Source organism: Pseudomonas sp. TWP3-2 (assembly GCF_049897765.1).
Lineage (GTDB): Bacteria > Pseudomonadota > Gammaproteobacteria > Pseudomonadales > Pseudomonadaceae > Aquipseudomonas.
On sequence record NZ_JAFCWW010000017.1, the window covers coordinates 84,350 to 101,608 of the forward strand.

Sequence of the window (17,259 nt, forward strand, 5' to 3'; positions counted from 1 at the left end):
TTCTGCTGCATTGCTGTGCCTTGAACACAAAAATAACAAGACTGGAGACTCGCCCCATGGACTTCAAACGCACCTTGCTCGCCGCTGCACTTCCGCTCGCCTTCACCTTCGCCAGTGCTGCTCATGCACTGGAAATGAAGTTCGCCGATATTCATCCCGCCGGATATCCAACCGTGGTCGCTGAACAACGCATGGGCGAGGCGTTGACCAAGGAGACCAATGGCGAACTGACCTTCAAATATTTCCCGGGCGGTGTTCTGGGGTCAGAGAAAGAAGTCATCGAACAGGCGCAAGTCGGCGCGATTCAAATGACCCGGGTCAGCCTCGGCATCGTCGGTCCGGTGGTGCCGGATGTGAACGTGTTCAACATGCCCTTCATTTTCCGCGACCAGGCGCACATGCGCGCAGTCATCGACGGTGAAGTTGGCGACGCGATTCTCGACAAGATCACCAATTCCGAATTTGGCCTGGTAGCCCTGGCCTGGATGGACGGCGGCACGCGCAATATCTACACCAAGAAACCGGTGCGCAAACTGGAAGACCTCAAGGGCATGAAAATCCGCGTGCAGGGCAACCCGATGTTCATCGACACCATCAACGCCATGGGCGGCAACGGCATCGCCATGGACACCGGCGAGATCTTCAGCGCCCTGCAAACCGGCGTCATTGATGGCGCGGAAAACAACCCGCCGACCCTGCTCGAACACAACCACTTTCAGAACGCCAAGTTCTACAGCCTGACCGGGCACCTGATCCTGCCCGAGCCAATCGTGATGTCGAAAATCACCTGGGAAAAACTTACCCCCGATCAGCAGACGCTGGTGAAGAAAGCCGCCAAGGCTGCGCAAGCTGAGGAACGCACGCTGTGGGATGCCAAGTCGGCCAGCAGCGAAGAAAAACTCAAGGCTGCCGGGGTCGAGTTCATCACCGTCGACAAGAAACCCTTCTACGAGGCCACCGCAGCGGTCCGCGAGAAATACGGCGCGCCTTATGCCGACCTGATCAAGCGCATCGAAGCCGTGCAGTAACCCGCCCTCCCCTCAAGCAAAGGCCCGGCACCGCTGGCGTTGACTGACGCCCGTGAGTGCCCGGTTACGGTGGACCCCAATGAAGAATTTGCTGTTGCGCTTCAACGACAAGCTGTACATGACCTGCATCTGGGTCGCCGGCCTGTCGGTGTTGGCCATTTCCCTGATGATCCCGTGGGGCGTGTTTGCCCGCTACGTGCTTGGCACCGGTTCAAGCTGGCCGGAGCCCACTGCAATCCTGCTGATGATGGTGTTTACCTTCATCGGCGCCGCCGCCAGCTACCGCGCCGGCGCGCACATGGCGGTGGCCATGCTCACCGACCGCATGCCACCGAATCTGCGCAAAGCCATGAGCATTTTCTCGCAATTGCTGATGGCGACCATCTGCCTGTTCATGACCATCTGGGGCGCCAAACTGTGCATGTCGACCTGGAACCAGTTCATGAGCGCCCTGCCCACTCTGCGCGTCGGCATCACCTACATGCCGATCCCGATTGGCGGCGCCCTGACGCTGGTGTTCGTGCTGGAAAAACTCTTGCTCGGTGATCAGAGCAATCGGCGGGTCGTGCGTTTCGATCTGGTTGAAGAAAGTGAAGGTGCCGCTTAATGGACGCTCTGATTCTGCTCGGCAGTTTTATCGCATTGATCCTGATCGGCATGCCGGTGGCCTACGCCCTCGGCCTGTCAGCGCTGATCGGCGCGTGGTGGATCGACATCCCGTTTCAGGCGCTGATGATTCAAGTGGCTGGCGGGGTGAACAAGTTTTCGCTGCTGGCGATCCCGTTCTTCGTGCTGGCCGGGGCGATCATGGCCGAGGGTGGCATGTCGCGGCGGCTGGTGGCGTTCGCCGGGGTGCTGGTGGGATTTGTGCGTGGCGGGCTGTCACTGGTCAACATCATGGCCTCGACATTTTTCGGCGCAATATCCGGTTCATCGGTGGCGGACACCGCATCCGTCGGCTCGGTGCTGATCCCGGAAATGGAGCGCAAGGGCTACCCGCGCGACTTCTCCACCGCGGTGACAGTCAGCGGTTCGGTGCAAGCATTGCTGACGCCGCCAAGCCACAACTCGGTGCTCTACTCGCTGGCGGCCGGTGGCACGGTTTCCATTGCTTCGCTGTTCATGGCCGGCGTGGTTCCGGGCCTGCTGATGAGCGCGTGCCTGATGGTGCTGTGCCTGATCTTCGCGCGTAAACGCAACTACCCCAAAGGCGAAGTCATCCCGATGCGTCACGCGCTGAAAATCTGCGGCGAAGCGCTGTGGGGCCTGATGGCAATGGTAATCATCCTCGGCGGGATTCTTTCGGGGATCTTCACTGCCACCGAGTCGGCGGCCATCGCTGTGCTGTGGTCGTTCTTCGTGACGATGTTCATCTATCGCGACTACAAATGGAGTGAACTGCCCAAGCTGATGCACCGCACGGTGCGCACCATTTCCATCGTGATGATCCTGATCGGTTTTGCCGCCAGCTTCGGCTACATCATGACGCTGATGCAGATCCCGGCGAAGATCACCACGATGTTCCTGACCCTGTCGGACAACCGCTACGTGATCCTGATGTGCATCAACGTCATGCTGCTGTTGCTCGGCACGGTGATGGACATGGCGCCGCTGATCCTGATCCTTACGCCAATCCTGATGCCGGTGATCCTCGGCATCGGCGTCGACCCGGTGCAGTTCGGCATGATCATGCTGGTCAACCTCGGGATCGGATTGATAACGCCACCGGTGGGTGCGGTGTTGTTCGTCGGATCAGCGGTAGGCAAGGTCAGTATTGAAAGCACCGTGAAGGCTTTGCTGCCGTTCTACGCGGTGCTGTTCCTGGTGCTGATGCTGGTGACGTACGTGCCGGCGCTGTCGCTGTGGTTGCCGCATCTGGTGTTGTAGCGCTGTTTTTGTGGCGAGGGAGCTTGCTCCCGCTCGGGCGCGCAGCGGCCGCTCTTTTAAAAAAGGGCCTGCTGCGCAGTCCAGCGGTAGCAAGCTCCCTCGCCACAAGGGTTGCTTCAAGCTCGAAATAGCATATACCCCGCCACCACCAGACACACACTTGCAAACCCGACCTGCAAGGCCCGCGCCGGCACCCGCGCGCACAGCTTTCTGCCGATGATCATCCCGACAATGCTCGCGACGATAAACGCCACCCCGAGTCGATCAATCCGCACCCCGGCATGGAACGCGCCGATCACCCCGATCGCCGAAATCAGACTAATCACCATCAACGACGTGGCGACAATCCCGCGCATCTGCACATCGGTCAGTTGCTTGAACGCCGGCACGATCAGAAAGCCGCCGCCAACCCCGAGCAGACCCGAGACCACGCCGGTCACCGCGCCTAACGCCGCTAAAGTCGCGGTGCATTTGGCAGTCCAGTCGAAGCGCCCGGTTTCTTCATCGAGCATGCAATTCTTCTGGCCCCAACTGGCATGGCCATGGTCACTCGGCCCCGGCGCCTGACGTTCACGCCGCAGCATGCGCCAGGCAACCATCACCATCAGCAGGCTGAACAGAATCATCAGGATTTTTTCCGGCAACTGATGGGCGAAGTAGATGCCCAGCGGTGAAAACACCGCGCCGAGTCCTGCTATCAGCAGCGCCGCCCGATAGCGCACCAGACCATGGCGCAAGCCGTCGATGGCGCCCACCGCCGCCGCACTGCCCACGGCAAACAACGCCACCGGCGCCGCTTGCGTCATGCTCCAGCCAAGTCCCAGCACCAGCGCCGGCACCGCGAGAATGCCGCCACCGGCCCCGGTCAGCCCGAGGATCAATCCCATCAACACGCCAAACAGACTTGCCAGCAACATAGGATTTTCTCAATCGACTCTGGACACGCGCGTCAGCCACTCACGGCCCTTGAGCATGCCGTTCCAGTAGAACCACGGCAGCAACGTCGCCTTCAGCCACCAGGCCGAACGGCGTGGCACGGTCGGGTCGAGGGGAAAGGTCGGCAGCAGTTTGCCGCCATAGCCGAACTCGGCGAGGATCACCTTGCCCTTCTCCACCGTCAGCGGGCAGGAACCGTAACCGTCGTATTTCAGCGGCAGCGGTCGTTGCTTGCGCAAGGCCAGCAGATTTTCAGCGACCACCACGATTTGCTTGCGCACCGCGGCGGCGGTTTTCGCATTAGTCGTGCCGCAGATATCGCCGAGGGCGAAGACGTCCGGATAACGCGGATGTTGCAGGCTGTGCGGATCGACTTCGCACCAACCTGCAGCGTCGGCCAGAGGACTGTTTGCGATGAAATCCGGCGACACTTGCGGCGGTACGACGTGCAACAGATCAAAGGTTTTCGCTTGGCGCGTGACATTCCCATCAGCGTCCTTGACGTCAAACCATGCGGTTTGCGCCGGGCCGTCGACCTTGACCAGATTGGCGTTGAACGCCAGTCGTGCGTTGTACTTTTCGATGTACTTCATCAGCGGCGGCACGAAGGTCGCCACGCCGAACAAAGCCGCGCCGGCCAGGTTGAATTCCACGTCGATGTTGTTCAGCACAGCACGTTTGTGCCAGTGATCGCAGGACAGGTACAACGCCTTCTGCGGCGCGCCGGCGCATTTGATCGGCATCGCGGGCTGAGTGAACAGCGCCTTGCCGGACTTGAGTTTTTGTACCTGTTCCCACGTGTAGCTTGCGTGCTGAAAGCTGTAATTGGAGGTCACGCCGTGCTGGCCGAGGCTTTCCTGCAAGCCTTCGATCTTCTCCCAGGCCAGACGCAGGCCGGGGCAGACGATCAGGTTTTGATAACTGACGCTGCGTTGGTCATCGAGGGTCAGCAGCCGCTGGTTCGGGTCGATGCCGGTGACAGACGCTTGCAACCATTTGGCCTGACGTGGCATCACCGAGCCCATGGGGCGTACGGTGTCTTTCACGTTGTAAGCACCGCCACCGACCAGCGTCCACGCTGGCTGATAGTAATGCTCGGCACTTGGCTCGATCACAGTGATCTTCAGATGTGGTTCGCGCTTGAGCAGACTGGCGACGAAACCGATGCCGGCAGTGCCGCCGCCGATGACCACGATGTCCGCACTGATGGATGGGCCCCAGTGTTGATCGTTCATTGCTTGTTCCTTTTGCTGCACGCAAGGGATGCCGGGTCAGTTACGCCCAGCTTTTGAGCACGGCCCCGCAGTAGAGTCCGGAGAGGGTTTTCATCACCTGGATCACTTCGTGACTGGCCAGACCGTAAAATATGTACTTGCCTTCCCGACGGGTCGCGACCAGTCCTTCATCGCGCAATATGCCCAGTTGCTGGGACAGGGTCGGCTGGCGCACGCCGGTCATTTTCTCCAGTTCGCCGACATTGCGTTCGCCCTGGGTCAACTGACACAGGATCAGCAGCCGATCCTCATTGGCCAGCGCTTTGAGCAGCGAGCAGGCCTTGGAGGCCGACGCACGCAGTTGGGCGACTTCACATTCGGTCAGACTGGATTGCATTTGCACGATGCCTTCAACGTCACTTAAGCTGCGGACATTATGTGTAAACATAAAGTGTTGCAACCCTGACTGATTTTTCGCCCTTCTTGCACAGGTTCATGTCCATGCCCGCGTTGATTGAAGCCTTCCTCGACCCCGCCTCCTCGACCTACAGCTACGTGGTCTACGAAGCTGATGGCGGGCAATGCGCAATCGTCGACCCGGTGCTCGATTACGACGGCGCGGCCGGCCGCACCTGCACTGCGCAGGCCGACCGAATCATCGCCTTCGTCCGCGAGCATCAGTTGCAGGTGCAATGGCTGCTGGAAACCCATGCCCACGCCGATCACCTGTCAGCAGCCCCTTACCTGCGCCGCGAGCTGGGCGGCAAGATCGCCATCGGCGAATCGATCAGCAAAGTGCAGAACGTGTTCAAGGCGCTGTTTAATCTGGAACCGGAATTTTGCGTCGATGGTTCGCAATTCGATCACCTGTTCGCGCCTGACGAGTCGTTTTTGATCGGCAACCTCAAGGCCACCGCGCTGCACGTCCCCGGCCACACGCCGGCGGACATGGCTTACTTGATCGACGGCGAACAGATTCTGGTGGGCGACACCCTGTTCATGCCCGATGTAGGCACCGCCCGCTGCGACTTCCCCGGTGGCAACGCGCATCAGTTGTTCAACTCGATCCGCAAACTGCTGGCGTTCCCGGCTGGCGTGAAGCTTTACGTTTGTCACGACTACCCGCCCGACAGTCGTCAGGCGCAATGTCAGACCACGGTCGGCGAGCAACGCAAAAGCAACATCCATGTGCATGACGGCATCGATGAAGCGACGTTCGTTGAAATGCGCACCCGACGCGATGCCGGGTTGGGCATGCCTACCCTGTTACTGCCGGCGATTCAGGTGAATGTTCGGGCGGGGAATCTTCCGCCCGCTGAGGAAAATGGCGTGGTGTATCTGAAGATCCCCATCAATTCAGTGTAAGAAAAAACATCGCCGTTATTGCGGCTGATGCTTTTCTTACACCTCGCGTCGAATGCCATGAACTGTTCGCAGTTTCAGCCAACAGGCAGACTTCATTGGGCAATCAACCACTGGAGATTTGGCAATATGGATATTCGCCGTAACCACCGTGACATGACGCTTGAGCAGAAACGCGCTTTCGTAAATGCCGTTCTGATCCTGAAAAACCACACCCCTAGCGTACTGCGTCCTGGCCAGCAGAATCGCTACGATGACTTTGTGCAGATTCACAAAAATTCCATGGGGCGAGGCAACCCGATCTTTCCCAACCCGCACCGCACTCCCCTGTTTTTCCCTTGGCATCGCATCCTGATTCGCCAGTTTGAACTGGAACTTCAAGCCGCGGCCGACAACCCGAGCATCACCCTGCCTTACTGGAACTGGAGCATGAGCGGGTCAGACGATCCGTTCACCGATGATTTCATGGGCAGAGATGGCGACCCCGCACAAAGCCAGCGAGTGACCTTTGGCCAGTTTGCCTTCGAGCAGCGTTTATTTGGAATAAAGGTCTGGGATGGCGAACCGGGAGATGCGGGCCTGCGCCGGAATTTCGGCGCGGATGGCCCGCCACTGCCATCGGCACAAGATGTCGAGTCGGTCCGGGAATTGACACCCTACTGGTCCGTACCGAACGGCTGGGAGAACCTTACTGAATTGATGCACAACGTCGTGCATGGCTGGGTGGGCGGCAATATGGGCGAAGCCTCTTCACCAAACGACCCGGTTTTCTTCTTGCACCACTGCTATCTCGACTATTTGTGGGAGCGTTGGAAACGCAGACATCCGACGGAGCCAGTCATCAACTTTCCCGAAAACGCGCCGCATGGAATGCTTGGCTCAACGCTGATTTTCAATCCAGACAATGAGCCTGCACCCTGGCTGCAGCCTTTTACGGTCGGGGAGACACTCAGCACTGCCAATCTGGATTACGGCTATGACGACCTCTGACCCAAACCGAACGTTCAGCTCCCGAGAATCAGACCATTGGCCGGTAACGGCAATGCAGTCTTGTAGCGCACCTGCTTGAGTGCAAAGCTTGAACGGATGTTCGCCACACCGGGGACTTTGGTCAGAAAGTCCATCATGAAGCGTTCCAGCGACTGAATGGTCGGCACCAGCACCCGGATGAGGTAATCCGGGTCGCCGGCCATCAAGTAACACTCCATGACTTCCGGGCGATCGGAGATGGCTTCCTCAAAATGCTGCAAGGCTTCTTCCACCTGTTTTTCCAGGCTGACGTGGATGAACACGTTGACATGCAGCCCGAGCAGATCGGCATCCAGCAGGGTCACTTGCTCGCGGATCAGGCCGAGTTCTTCCATGGCTTTGACCCGATTGAAGCACGGCGTTGGCGACAGATTCACCGATCGGGCGAGGTCGGCGTTGGTGATGCGCGCGTTCTCCTGGAGGCTGTTGAGAATGCCGATATCGGTACGGTCCAGTTTGCGCATGAGACAAAACCACCTGTTTTTTATGTTTATGCAGAATTTCTATCTGCAAATCGTCTCCAGTGCAACGAAACAGAGAGAAATATTCTTCTTGCCCGCGCCTATGATTGTTGTAGGACAAGATTTCTCCTACAAGAGAATGACTGCCAGCTCACTACAAGAAATTCACAAGATCGAGCGTAGAAGCCATGACCCAAGCGTATGAACCGCTGCGTCTGCACGTTCCCGAACCATCGGGCCGTCCAGGCTGCAAAACCGACTTCTCCTACCTGCATCTGACCGATGCCGGCACGGTGCGCAAACCCCCAATTGACGTTGAACCGGCCGACACCGCCGACCTCGCTCGTGGTCTGATCCGCGTGCTCGACGACCAGGGCAACGCTCTCGGCCCATGGGCTGAAAATGTGCCGGTCGAGATCCTGCGCAAAGGCATGCGCGCCATGCTCAAGACGCGCATCTACGACAACCGCATGGTGGTCGCCCAGCGTCAGAAAAAAATGTCGTTCTATATGCAGAGCCTCGGCGAAGAAGCCATTGGCAGCGCTCAGGCGCTGGCGCTGAACGTCGACGACATGTGCTTTCCGACCTACCGCCAGCAAAGCATTCTGATGGCGCGCGACGTGCCGCTGGTCGACCTGATCTGCCAGTTACTGTCCAACGAGCGCGACCCGCTCAAGGGCCGTCAGTTGCCGATCATGTACTCGGTCAAGGACTACGGTTTCTTCACCATTTCCGGCAACCTCGCCACCCAATTCATTCAGGGCGTGGGCTGGGGCATGGCCTCGGCGATCAAGGGCGACACCAAAATCGCCTCAGCCTGGATCGGCGACGGCGCCACCGCCGAATCGGACTTCCACACCGCCCTGACTTTTGCCCACGTTTACCGCGCGCCGGTGATCCTCAACGTGGTCAACAACCAGTGGGCAATTTCGACCTTCCAGGCCATCGCCGGTGGTGAAGCCACCACTTTCGCCGGACGCGGCGTTGGTTGCGGCATCGCGTCCTTGCGCGTTGATGGCAACGATTTCGTCGCGGTCTACGCCGCCTCGGCCTGGGCTGCCGAACGCGCCCGCCGTAACCTCGGCCCGACCATGATCGAATGGGTCACCTACCGCGCCGGCCCGCACTCGACTTCCGATGATCCATCGAAATATCGTCCTGCCGATGACTGGAGCCACTTCCCGCTGGGCGACCCGATTGCCCGTCTCAAGCAGCACTTGATCAAGCAGGGCCACTGGTCGGAAGAAGAACACACTGCCGTCAGCGCCGAACTTGAAGCCGAAGTGATTGCCGCCCAAAAACAGGCCGAACAGTACGGCACCCTCGCCGGCGGCCAGATCCCGAGCGCGGCGACCATGTTCGAAGACGTCTACAAAGAGATGCCGGAGCATTTGAAGCGCCAGCGTCAGCAGTTGGGGGTCTGAGATGAACGATCACAACAACAATATTCAGCTGGAAACCGCCATGACCACGACCACCATGACCATGATCCAGGCCCTGCGCTCGGCCATGGACGTGATGCTTGAACGCGACGACAACGTCGTGGTGTTTGGCCAGGACGTCGGCTACTTCGGCGGCGTATTCCGTTGCACCGAAGGCCTGCAGATCAAGTACGGTTCTTCGCGGGTGTTCGACGCACCGATCTCCGAAAGCGGCATCGTCGGTGTGGCAGTCGGGATGGGCGCTTATGGCCTGCGCCCGGTAGCAGAAATCCAGTTCGCCGACTATGTCTACCCGGCTTCCGACCAGATCATTTCCGAAGCAGCGCGTCTGCGTTATCGCTCGGCGGGTGAGTTCACCGCGCCGATGACCCTGCGCATGCCTTGCGGCGGCGGCATCTACGGCGGCCAGACCCACAGCCAGAGCATCGAGGCGATGTTCACTCAGGTCTGCGGTCTGCGCACTGTCATGCCATCCAACCCATACGACGCCAAAGGGTTGCTGATCGCCTCCATCGAAAATGATGACCCGGTAATCTTCCTCGAGCCGAAACGCCTGTACAACGGGCCGTTCGACGGCCACCACGACCGCCCGGTAACCCCTTGGTCGAAACACCCTGCCGCGCAAGTTCCGGACGGTTACTACACCGTGCCGCTGGACGTCGCCGCGATCACTCGTCCGGGCAAAGATGTCACCGTGCTGACCTACGGCACCACCGTATATGTGTCGCAAGTGGCTGCTGAAGAAAGCGGCGTCGATGCCGAAGTCATCGACCTGCGCAGCCTGTGGCCGCTGGACCTGGAAACCATCGTCAACTCGGTGAAGAAAACCGGCCGCTGCGTAGTTGTTCACGAAGCCACCCGCACCTGCGGTTTCGGCGCCGAACTGGTGTCGCTGGTGCAAGAGCATTGCTTCCATCACCTGGAAGCGCCAATCGAACGCGTCACCGGATGGGACACCCCCTACCCGCACGCGCAAGAGTGGGCGTATTTCCCTGGGCCGTCCCGAGTGGGTGCGGCGCTGAAACGGGTCATGGAGGTCTGAATGGGCACGCACGTAATCAAGATGCCGGACATTGGCGAAGGCATCGCAGAAGTTGAACTGTCACAGTGGCACGTCAAGGTCGGCGACCTGGTGGTTGAAGATCAGGTGTTGGCGGACGTGATGACCGACAAGGCGATGGTCGATATTCCGTCGCCGGTACATGGCAAAGTCATTGCGCTTGGCGGTCAGCCAGGTGAGGTGATGGCGGTTGGCAGTATTCTGATCAGCATTGAAGTTGAAGGCGCGGGCAATTTTAAAGAGTCTGCCGCGCCGGCAACTGCGGCTCCCGCGCCACTGGCAGCTTCTAAAGTTGAAGCCGTCGTTGAAAGCAAACCAGCCGCCGCGCCGCGTTCGGCTGCTGTATGCCAAGGCCCGATGGTTGCCCGCGAAGCGAATGAGCGTCCACTGGCCTCACCCGCCGTGCGTAAACACGCGCTGGATCTTGGCATTCAATTGCGCCTTGTGCGCGGCAGTGGCCCGGCCGGTCGCGTGCTGCATGACGACCTCGAAGCCTATTTGGCGCAAGGTCAGTCCAACGCCTCCGCGCCTGCATCTGCCGCTTACGCCCAGCGTAACGATGAAGAGCAGATTCAGGTGATCGGTATGCGCCGCAAGATTGCCCAGCGCATGCAGGACGCCACCCAACGCGCCGCTCACTTCAGTTACGTCGAAGAAATCGACGTCACCGCGATTGAGGAGCTGCGCGCGCACCTCAACGAGAAACACGGCGCCAGCCGTGGCAAGTTGACCTTGTTGCCATTCCTGGTGCGAGCGCTGGTGGTTGCCCTGCGTGACTTCCCGCAAATCAACGCGCGTTACGACGATGAAGCCCAGGTGATCACGCGCCTCGGCGCAGTGCATGTCGGCGTCGCCACGCAAAGCGATATCGGCCTGATGGTGCCGGTGGTGCGTCACGCCGAGGCGCGCAGCTTGTGGGACAGCGCTGCTGAAATCTCGCGTCTGGCCAGCGCCGCGCGCAATGGCAAGGCCAGCCGCGACGAACTGTCGGGCTCGACCATCACCCTGACCAGCCTCGGCGCATTGGGTGGAATTGTCAGCACACCGGTGCTGAACCTGCCGGAAGTGGCGATTGTCGGCGTGAACAAAATCGTCGAGCGACCAATGGTCGTCAAAGGTCAGGTGGTGATTCGCAAGATGATGAACCTCTCCAGTTCCTTCGACCACCGCGTGGTCGACGGCATGGACGCAGCGCTCTTCATCCAGGCCATTCGCGGCCTGCTCGAACAACCTGCCACTTTGTTTGTGGAGTAACGCATGCAAACTTTGAACACCACGCTGCTGATCATCGGCGGCGGGCCTGGCGGTTACGTGACAGCGATTCGTGCCGGACAATTGGGCATTCCGACCATTCTGGTTGAAGGCCAGTCGTTGGGCGGCACCTGCCTGAACATCGGCTGCATTCCGTCCAAAGCGCTGATCCATGTGGCTGAACAGTTTCATCAGACGCAGCATCACAGCCAGCATTCGGCGCTGGGTATCAGCGTCTCGGCGCCAACCCTCGACATCAATAAAAGCGTCGAGTGGAAGGACGGCATCGTTGATCGCCTCACCACCGGCGTCGCCGCGTTGCTGAAAAAGCACAAGGTTCAAGTCATCAATGGCTGGGCCAAGGTTATCGACGGCAAGACTGTTGAGGTTGGCGACACGCGCATCCAGTGCGAGCATCTGGTGCTGGCGACCGGATCGAAAAGCGTCAACTTGCCAATGCTGCCGATTGGCGGTCCGATCATCTCCTCCACCGAAGCGCTGGCACCTACTTCTGTGCCAAAACGCCTGATCGTGGTCGGCGGTGGTTACATCGGTCTGGAACTGGGCATCGCTTATCGCAAACTCGGCGCCGAAGTCAGCGTTGTCGAGGCGCAGGAGCGGATTTTGCCGGCTTACGATGCCGAACTGACCCAACCGGTGCACGAAGCGCTCAAGCACCTTGGCGTGAAGCTGTACCTCAAGCACAGCGTTGAAGGTTTCGACGGCAGCTTGCAAGTGCGCGATCCAAACGGCGACACGCTCAATCTGGAAGCGGATCAGGTGCTGGTTGCCGTGGGTCGCAGGCCCAATACTCAAGGCTTCAACCTCGAAGCATTGAATCTGGACATGAACGGCTCGGCGATCAAGATCGACAGCCGTTGCCAGACCAGCATGCGCAACGTCTATGCCATCGGCGACTTGAGCGGCGAGCCAATGCTCGCTCACCGCGCCATGGCTCAGGGCGAGATGGTCGCCGAACTGATCAGCGGCAAAACCCGCGAATTCAATCCGACGGCTATTGCTGCGGTGTGCTTCACCGATCCGGAACTGGTGGTGGTCGGCAAAACGCCGGACGAAGCTGCGGCTGCCGGACTGGATTGCATCGTCTCGAGCTTCCCGTTCGCCGCCAATGGTCGAGCGATGACGCTGGAATCGAAAACCGGTTTCGTGCGGGTGGTCGCTCGTCGGGACAATCATGTGATTGTCGGCTGGCAAGCGGTCGGGGTTGGCGTGTCTGAATTGTCGACAGCGTTCGCGCAGAGCCTGGAAATGGGCGCGCGACTGGAAGACATCGGCGGCACCATTCACGCCCATCCGACTTTGGGTGAAGCGGTGCAGGAAGCGGCGTTGCGTGCTTTGGGGCACGCTTTACATCTGTAAACGCCAACCCCTGTGGCGAGGGAGCTTGCTCCCGCTGGGCTGCGCAGCAGCCCCAAATCGGCCAAAACCGAATATCCGGTGCACTGCGTTACCGGTTTTGCCAGTGCTTCGCACTGGAGCGGGAGCAAGCTCCCTCGCCACAAGCGCTCAAGAATGAAGTATTGTTGTGCCCATCCAAAAAAACGTCAGAAGCCTTGAACCGTTCCGGCGGTTGTTCAGTGATAGAGGGTGTCATGGGTAACGAGAGCATCAATTGGGACAAGCTGGGTTTTGACTACATCAAGACCGACAAACGTTTTCTGTCGTACTTTCGCAATGGCGAGTGGGACAAAGGCACCCTGACCGAAGATAACGTGCTGCACATCAGCGAAGGCTCGACTGCCCTTCACTATGGCCAGCAGTGCTTCGAAGGTATGAAGGCCTATCGTTGCAAGGACGGCTCGATCAACCTGTTCCGCCCGGACCAGAACGCCCTGCGCATGCAACGCAGCTGCGCGCGTCTGCTGATGCCGTTCGTCGAAACCGAGCAGTTCATCGAAGCCTGTAAAGCCGTGGTTCGCGCCAACGAGCGCTTCATTCCGCCTTACGGCACCGGCGGCGCGCTGTACCTGCGTCCGTTCGTGATCGGCGTGGGTGACAACATCGGCGTGCGCACTGCACCGGAGTTCATCTTCTCGATCTTCTGCATCCCGGTCGGCGCCTACTTCAAGGGCGGCCTGACCCCGCACAACTTCCAGATCTCCAGCTACGACCGCGCGGCCCCACAAGGCACCGGCGCAGCCAAGGTCGGTGGCAACTACGCCGCCAGCCTGATGCCAGGCTCGAAAGCGAAAAAAGCCAACTTCGCCGACGCCATCTACCTGGACCCGATGACTCACACCAAAATTGAAGAAGTAGGTTCGGCCAACTTCTTCGGGATCACCCACGATAACAAGTTCGTCACCCCGAACTCGCCGTCGGTACTGCCGGGTATCACCCGTCTGTCGCTGATCGAACTGGCCAAGTCCCGTCTGGGCATGGAAGTGGTTGAAGGTGATGTGCTGATCGACAAGTTGTCGGACTTCAAAGAAGCCGGTGCTTGCGGTACCGCTGCGGTGATTACGCCGATTGGCGGGATCAGCTACAACGATCACCTGCATGTGTTCCATAGCGAGACCGAAGTGGGTCCGGTTACCCAGAAGCTCTATAAAGAGCTGACGGGTGTGCAGACTGGCGATATTGAAGCGCCGGCGGGCTGGATTGTTAAGGTTTGATCTGACACCAGATGTACAAAAGCCCCCACCGGAAAACCGGTGGGGGCTTTTTATTAGCTTCGCTCGCTGCCTTTCATGGCGATCCGCTTACCGGAACGTCCGGCAATCCCACTCGCCTGCCCATTCTGTTGCTTGCCCATCCGCGCCTGCGTAATCAACCCCGGAATCAATTCCCCCTCCGGCAGATTTTTCCAGAAGCGCACCGGCAAATGCCCCTGCATCACTTTCGGGTTCAACCGCGCCGGATTGAAGATATGGCTGTAGTACGTCAGCCAAAGCTCCCCATGCGGATCCTCGACGTTCTGTGCCAATTGCTGCCACTCCACCGGACACTCGCGTTGATGCACCAGTTGCTCACCATCGTAATAAACCCCATCACGCGGCGTAGCGATCAACCAGCGATGACGCCCCATGCGCGCAATGAAATGCTCGCTGGCCTTATGCAAAATGTCGTGGGCCGGTTCATGCCAGGCCACGTACTCCGGACCCGCACTGCCTGGCGGCCGCTCGATGAATCGCACGAACGCATGCAAATGATGGGCTTCGCGTTGCACCTGCTTGATCCGCCGCTGCAATTCGCTGCCGAGTTTGTCGCCGGCCATCATCGCCGTGCGGTCACCATGGCTGACGCGCCACAGCACCTCATACAACAGACTCCAGCGCTGATCGCCACGGTAACGAGCGGCACGCTCGAGGGTGTCGAGCAGTGCGCGCGGGATCCGCGCCTGAAACGGCCCCTGCCCTTCGGGCACGTGATGATCGTTGGCAAACAGATCGCTGACCCCTTCGGTGGCCCAGCCCACCAGACTCGGGTCGACTTCATGGCTGAGCAGCCAACGCGCCTGCTGGCGCCAAGTCTCGAACAGGTCGTCACAATCGAGATTGATCATCCCCACAACCCCATCTGTTGCGGCATCGGCCGGTCGCGCAGCTGCTGATAAAGCATCTGGCTGGTGACTTCGGCCTGCTGCGGGTGGTAATCGCTGGTGATGATGAACGGCTTCGCTTTCGACAGCACACAGCGCATGCGAGTCAGATCTTCATAGCGAATCCGCCGCTGCCGGCGCAGCTCCACCAGCCGCTCGGTGGTGCGCAGGCCGATGCCGGGGATGCGCGAGATCAACGAGGCTTCGGCGCGGTTCAAGTCCAGCGGAAACACTTCGCGATTCTGCAGCGCCCACGCCAGTTTCGGATCGATATCCAGCGCCAGATGCCCCGGCCCTTTGAACAATTCGCCAGCGCTGTAGCCGTAACTGCGCAACAAGAAATCGGCCTGATATAAACGGTGTTCGCGCATCAGCGGCGGCGCCGCGAGTGGCACGCTTTTCGGGCTGTTGGGGATTGGGCTGAACGCCGAATAATAGACCCGGCGCAGGCGGAAGTTGCCGTACAAAGCCTGCGCACTGTGCAGGATGGTGCTGTCGTCGGTGTCATCGGCGCCGACGATCATCTGCGTGCTCTGCCCGGCCGGGGCGAACTTCGCCGAGCGTGGTTCATTCAATACAGTCTGCACGCCGGTATAGATGGTGCTCATCGCTTGCTTGATCGACCCGATGTCCTTCTCTGGCGCGAGGACTTGCAGGCTGGCGTCGGTAGGCAATTCGATGTTGACGCTGAGTCGATCAGCATAGCGGCCGGCCTCAGCGATCAATGCCGGGTCGGCCTCAGGAATGGTCTTGAGGTGAATATAGCCGCGGAATTCGTGTTCCTCGCGCAGCAACCTGGCCACGCGGTTGAGCTGCTCCATGGTGTAGTCGGCCGAGCGAATGATCCCGGAGCTGAGGAACAACCCGCTGACGCAATTGCGCTTGTAGAAATCCATGGTCAGCGCCACCACTTCCTCCGGCGTGAAGCGTGCGCGTGGCACGTCACTTGAGCGGCGGTTGACGCAGTATTGGCAGTCGTAAAGACAAAAATTGGTCAGGAGAATTTTCAGCAGCGAAACGCAACGACCGTCCGGCGTATAGCTGTGGCAAATGCCCATGCCATCGGTCGAACCCAAGCCGCTTTTGCCTTCCGAGCTGCGTTTGGGCGCGCCACTGCTGGCGCAGGAGGCGTCGTACTTGGCGGCGTCGGCGAGGATGCTGAGCTTGTCGATGATTTGCATGGCACTGACTCTATACTGTTCGCATATACAGTATAGAGCCGAGTCAAATTCGACAAGATGCAAAACGACCCTTCGTCAGTTAGATCGCAAATCCCCCGTAGGAGCTGCCGAAGGCTGCGATCTTTTGATCTTGCCTTCATCCGCTACCTCAACCCCAAACCGCAAAACCAACTCCTTGCGCCCCACCGCCGTTAAAGCCAACGCCCGACTGTCCAGATCCTGCACCACCCACTTACGCTTCAACGCGACTTGCAATAACGCGGCCCCCAGAGACCCGCCCAAATGCGGCCGGCGCATGCTCCAATCAAGACACGGGCAAGCAAACCTGCGCCGCATCGTCGACAAGTCCGCAACCTCAATCCCCAGCCCCTCAAACAGCGCCCCACCGCTCTCGCTCAAGCGATACGCCCGCTCATCGGTCTCCACCAGCCATCCCGCCGCCAGCAAGCGGTCATGCAGCAACACCGCCAGCGTCCCCGCCATGTGGTCGTAGCAAGTACGGGCGAATTGCAGCCGATCCGGCGTATGCGGCTTGAAAGTCGGCGCAGGGTTGTGGCCGATCACCATCAGCGCCTCCAATGCCCGGGCCACGCGCTGGTCGGCGAGGCTGTAATAACGATGCCGACCCTGCACGTGCAAGCGCACCAACTCCAGCTCTTTAAGTTTGGCCAAGTGCGCGCTGGCGGTCGAAGCGCTGACTTCGGCGATGGCGGCCAGCTCCGTACTGGTGCGCGCGTGGCCGTCCATCAACGAGCAAAGAATTTTGGTGCGCGCCGGCTCGGCGATGGCGGCGGCCACCTGCGAGACGCCGATGTCGTGCTGTTGTGCATACATACTTCGCTCCCGAAC

General features: G+C 59.6%; 17 protein-coding genes. 10 read left to right on the forward strand and 7 right to left on the reverse strand.

The genetic code is table 11. The features are described from left to right. The first annotated feature begins 56 nt into the window (after positions 1-56). The 3 genes from ACP7EE_RS21395 (at position 57) to ACP7EE_RS21405 (ending at position 2,915) form a co-directional block, all read left to right on the forward strand. Entirely contained in the window at positions 57-1,028 is a 972-nt protein-coding gene (locus ACP7EE_RS21395; protein ID WP_426201513.1) for a TRAP transporter substrate-binding protein, read from the forward strand. A 79-nt stretch (positions 1,029-1,107) separates the two neighbouring features. Further along, a complete protein-coding gene (locus ACP7EE_RS21400) occupies positions 1,108-1,635 on the forward strand; it encodes a TRAP transporter small permease (RefSeq protein WP_426236573.1) in 528 nt (175 codons plus the stop codon). Beyond that, a complete protein-coding gene (locus ACP7EE_RS21405) occupies positions 1,635-2,915 on the forward strand; it encodes a TRAP transporter large permease (protein ID WP_426236575.1) in 1,281 nt (426 codons plus the stop codon). The genes ACP7EE_RS21400 and ACP7EE_RS21405 overlap by 1 nt, the downstream gene beginning before the upstream one ends. 116 nt (positions 2,916-3,031) lie before the next feature. On the opposite strand, the gene ACP7EE_RS21410 is transcribed toward ACP7EE_RS21405, so the two are convergent. From ACP7EE_RS21410 to ACP7EE_RS21420, 3 genes are read right to left on the reverse strand one after another with little or no spacing between them, the layout of a single operon-like run. After that, positions 3,032-3,832 (reverse strand): sulfite exporter TauE/SafE family protein, encoded by an 801-nt coding sequence (locus ACP7EE_RS21410; protein WP_426236577.1) that lies wholly within the window; start codon positions 3,830-3,832, stop codon positions 3,032-3,034. A 9-nt stretch (positions 3,833-3,841) separates the two neighbouring features. Next, entirely contained in the window at positions 3,842-5,086 is a 1,245-nt protein-coding gene (locus ACP7EE_RS21415; protein WP_426236579.1) for an FAD-dependent oxidoreductase, read from the reverse strand. A 40-nt stretch (positions 5,087-5,126) separates the two neighbouring features. Further along, positions 5,127-5,462: an ArsR/SmtB family transcription factor gene (locus ACP7EE_RS21420; RefSeq protein ID WP_420648885.1), complete on the reverse strand. Its 336-nt coding sequence runs from the start codon at positions 5,460-5,462 to the stop codon at positions 5,127-5,129. A 104-nt stretch (positions 5,463-5,566) separates the two neighbouring features. Between ACP7EE_RS21420 and ACP7EE_RS21425 the strand changes: the two genes are divergently transcribed. Both ACP7EE_RS21425 and ACP7EE_RS21430 read left to right on the forward strand, forming a co-directional pair. Then, positions 5,567-6,430 carry an MBL fold metallo-hydrolase gene (locus ACP7EE_RS21425; protein WP_426201519.1) on the forward strand — a complete coding sequence of 288 codons (864 nt, stop codon included), beginning with the start codon at positions 5,567-5,569 and terminating at the stop codon, positions 6,428-6,430. A 126-nt stretch (positions 6,431-6,556) separates the two neighbouring features. Next, on the forward strand, positions 6,557-7,417 hold the full coding sequence (locus tag ACP7EE_RS21430; protein WP_426236582.1) for a tyrosinase family protein: 861 nt from the start codon (positions 6,557-6,559) through the stop codon (positions 7,415-7,417). Between the two features lie 14 nt (positions 7,418-7,431). Here ACP7EE_RS21430 and bkdR read toward each other — a convergent pair whose 3' ends face one another. After that, complete coding sequence (gene bkdR, locus ACP7EE_RS21435; protein ID WP_420648888.1) at positions 7,432-7,920, reverse strand: Bkd operon transcriptional regulator BkdR; 489 nt, start codon at positions 7,918-7,920, stop codon at positions 7,432-7,434. 185 nt (positions 7,921-8,105) lie between these two features. Here bkdR and ACP7EE_RS21440 point away from each other — a divergent pair, with 185 nt between their 5' ends. From ACP7EE_RS21440 to ACP7EE_RS21460, 5 genes are all read left to right on the forward strand, one after another. Then, a complete protein-coding gene (locus ACP7EE_RS21440) occupies positions 8,106-9,341 on the forward strand; it encodes a 3-methyl-2-oxobutanoate dehydrogenase (2-methylpropanoyl-transferring) subunit alpha (RefSeq protein WP_420648889.1) in 1,236 nt (411 codons plus the stop codon). Between the two features lies 1 nt (position 9,342). After that, the gene (locus ACP7EE_RS21445; RefSeq protein WP_426236584.1) at positions 9,343-10,401 is read left to right on the forward strand and encodes an alpha-ketoacid dehydrogenase subunit beta; all 1,059 of its coding nucleotides are present in this window, start codon (positions 9,343-9,345) and stop codon (positions 10,399-10,401) included. After that, positions 10,402-11,673: a dihydrolipoamide acetyltransferase family protein gene (locus tag ACP7EE_RS21450; protein WP_426236586.1), complete on the forward strand. Its 1,272-nt coding sequence runs from the start codon at positions 10,402-10,404 to the stop codon at positions 11,671-11,673. A gap of 3 nt (positions 11,674-11,676) precedes the next feature. Continuing rightward, positions 11,677-13,050, forward strand: a complete 1,374-nt coding sequence (gene lpdA, locus ACP7EE_RS21455) for a dihydrolipoyl dehydrogenase (protein ID WP_426236588.1) — start codon at positions 11,677-11,679, stop codon at positions 13,048-13,050. A 233-nt stretch (positions 13,051-13,283) separates the two neighbouring features. After that, positions 13,284-14,303: a branched-chain amino acid aminotransferase gene (locus tag ACP7EE_RS21460; RefSeq protein WP_420648892.1), complete on the forward strand. Its 1,020-nt coding sequence runs from the start codon at positions 13,284-13,286 to the stop codon at positions 14,301-14,303. Between the two features lie 53 nt (positions 14,304-14,356). On the opposite strand, the gene ACP7EE_RS21465 is transcribed toward ACP7EE_RS21460, so the two are convergent. The 3 genes from ACP7EE_RS21465 to ACP7EE_RS21475 all read right to left on the reverse strand — a co-directional run bounded on the left by ACP7EE_RS21465 (position 14,357) and on the right by ACP7EE_RS21475 (position 17,244). Next, positions 14,357-15,193: a TIGR03915 family putative DNA repair protein gene (locus ACP7EE_RS21465; RefSeq protein ID WP_420648893.1), complete on the reverse strand. Its 837-nt coding sequence runs from the start codon at positions 15,191-15,193 to the stop codon at positions 14,357-14,359. After that, on the reverse strand, positions 15,190-16,410 hold the full coding sequence (locus tag ACP7EE_RS21470; protein WP_426201529.1) for a putative DNA modification/repair radical SAM protein: 1,221 nt from the start codon (positions 16,408-16,410) through the stop codon (positions 15,190-15,192). The genes ACP7EE_RS21465 and ACP7EE_RS21470 overlap by 4 nt, the downstream gene beginning before the upstream one ends. A gap of 75 nt (positions 16,411-16,485) precedes the next feature. Beyond that, entirely contained in the window at positions 16,486-17,244 is a 759-nt protein-coding gene (locus ACP7EE_RS21475; RefSeq protein WP_426236590.1) for an ArsR/SmtB family transcription factor, read from the reverse strand. Between the last annotated feature and the right edge of the window lie 15 nt (positions 17,245-17,259).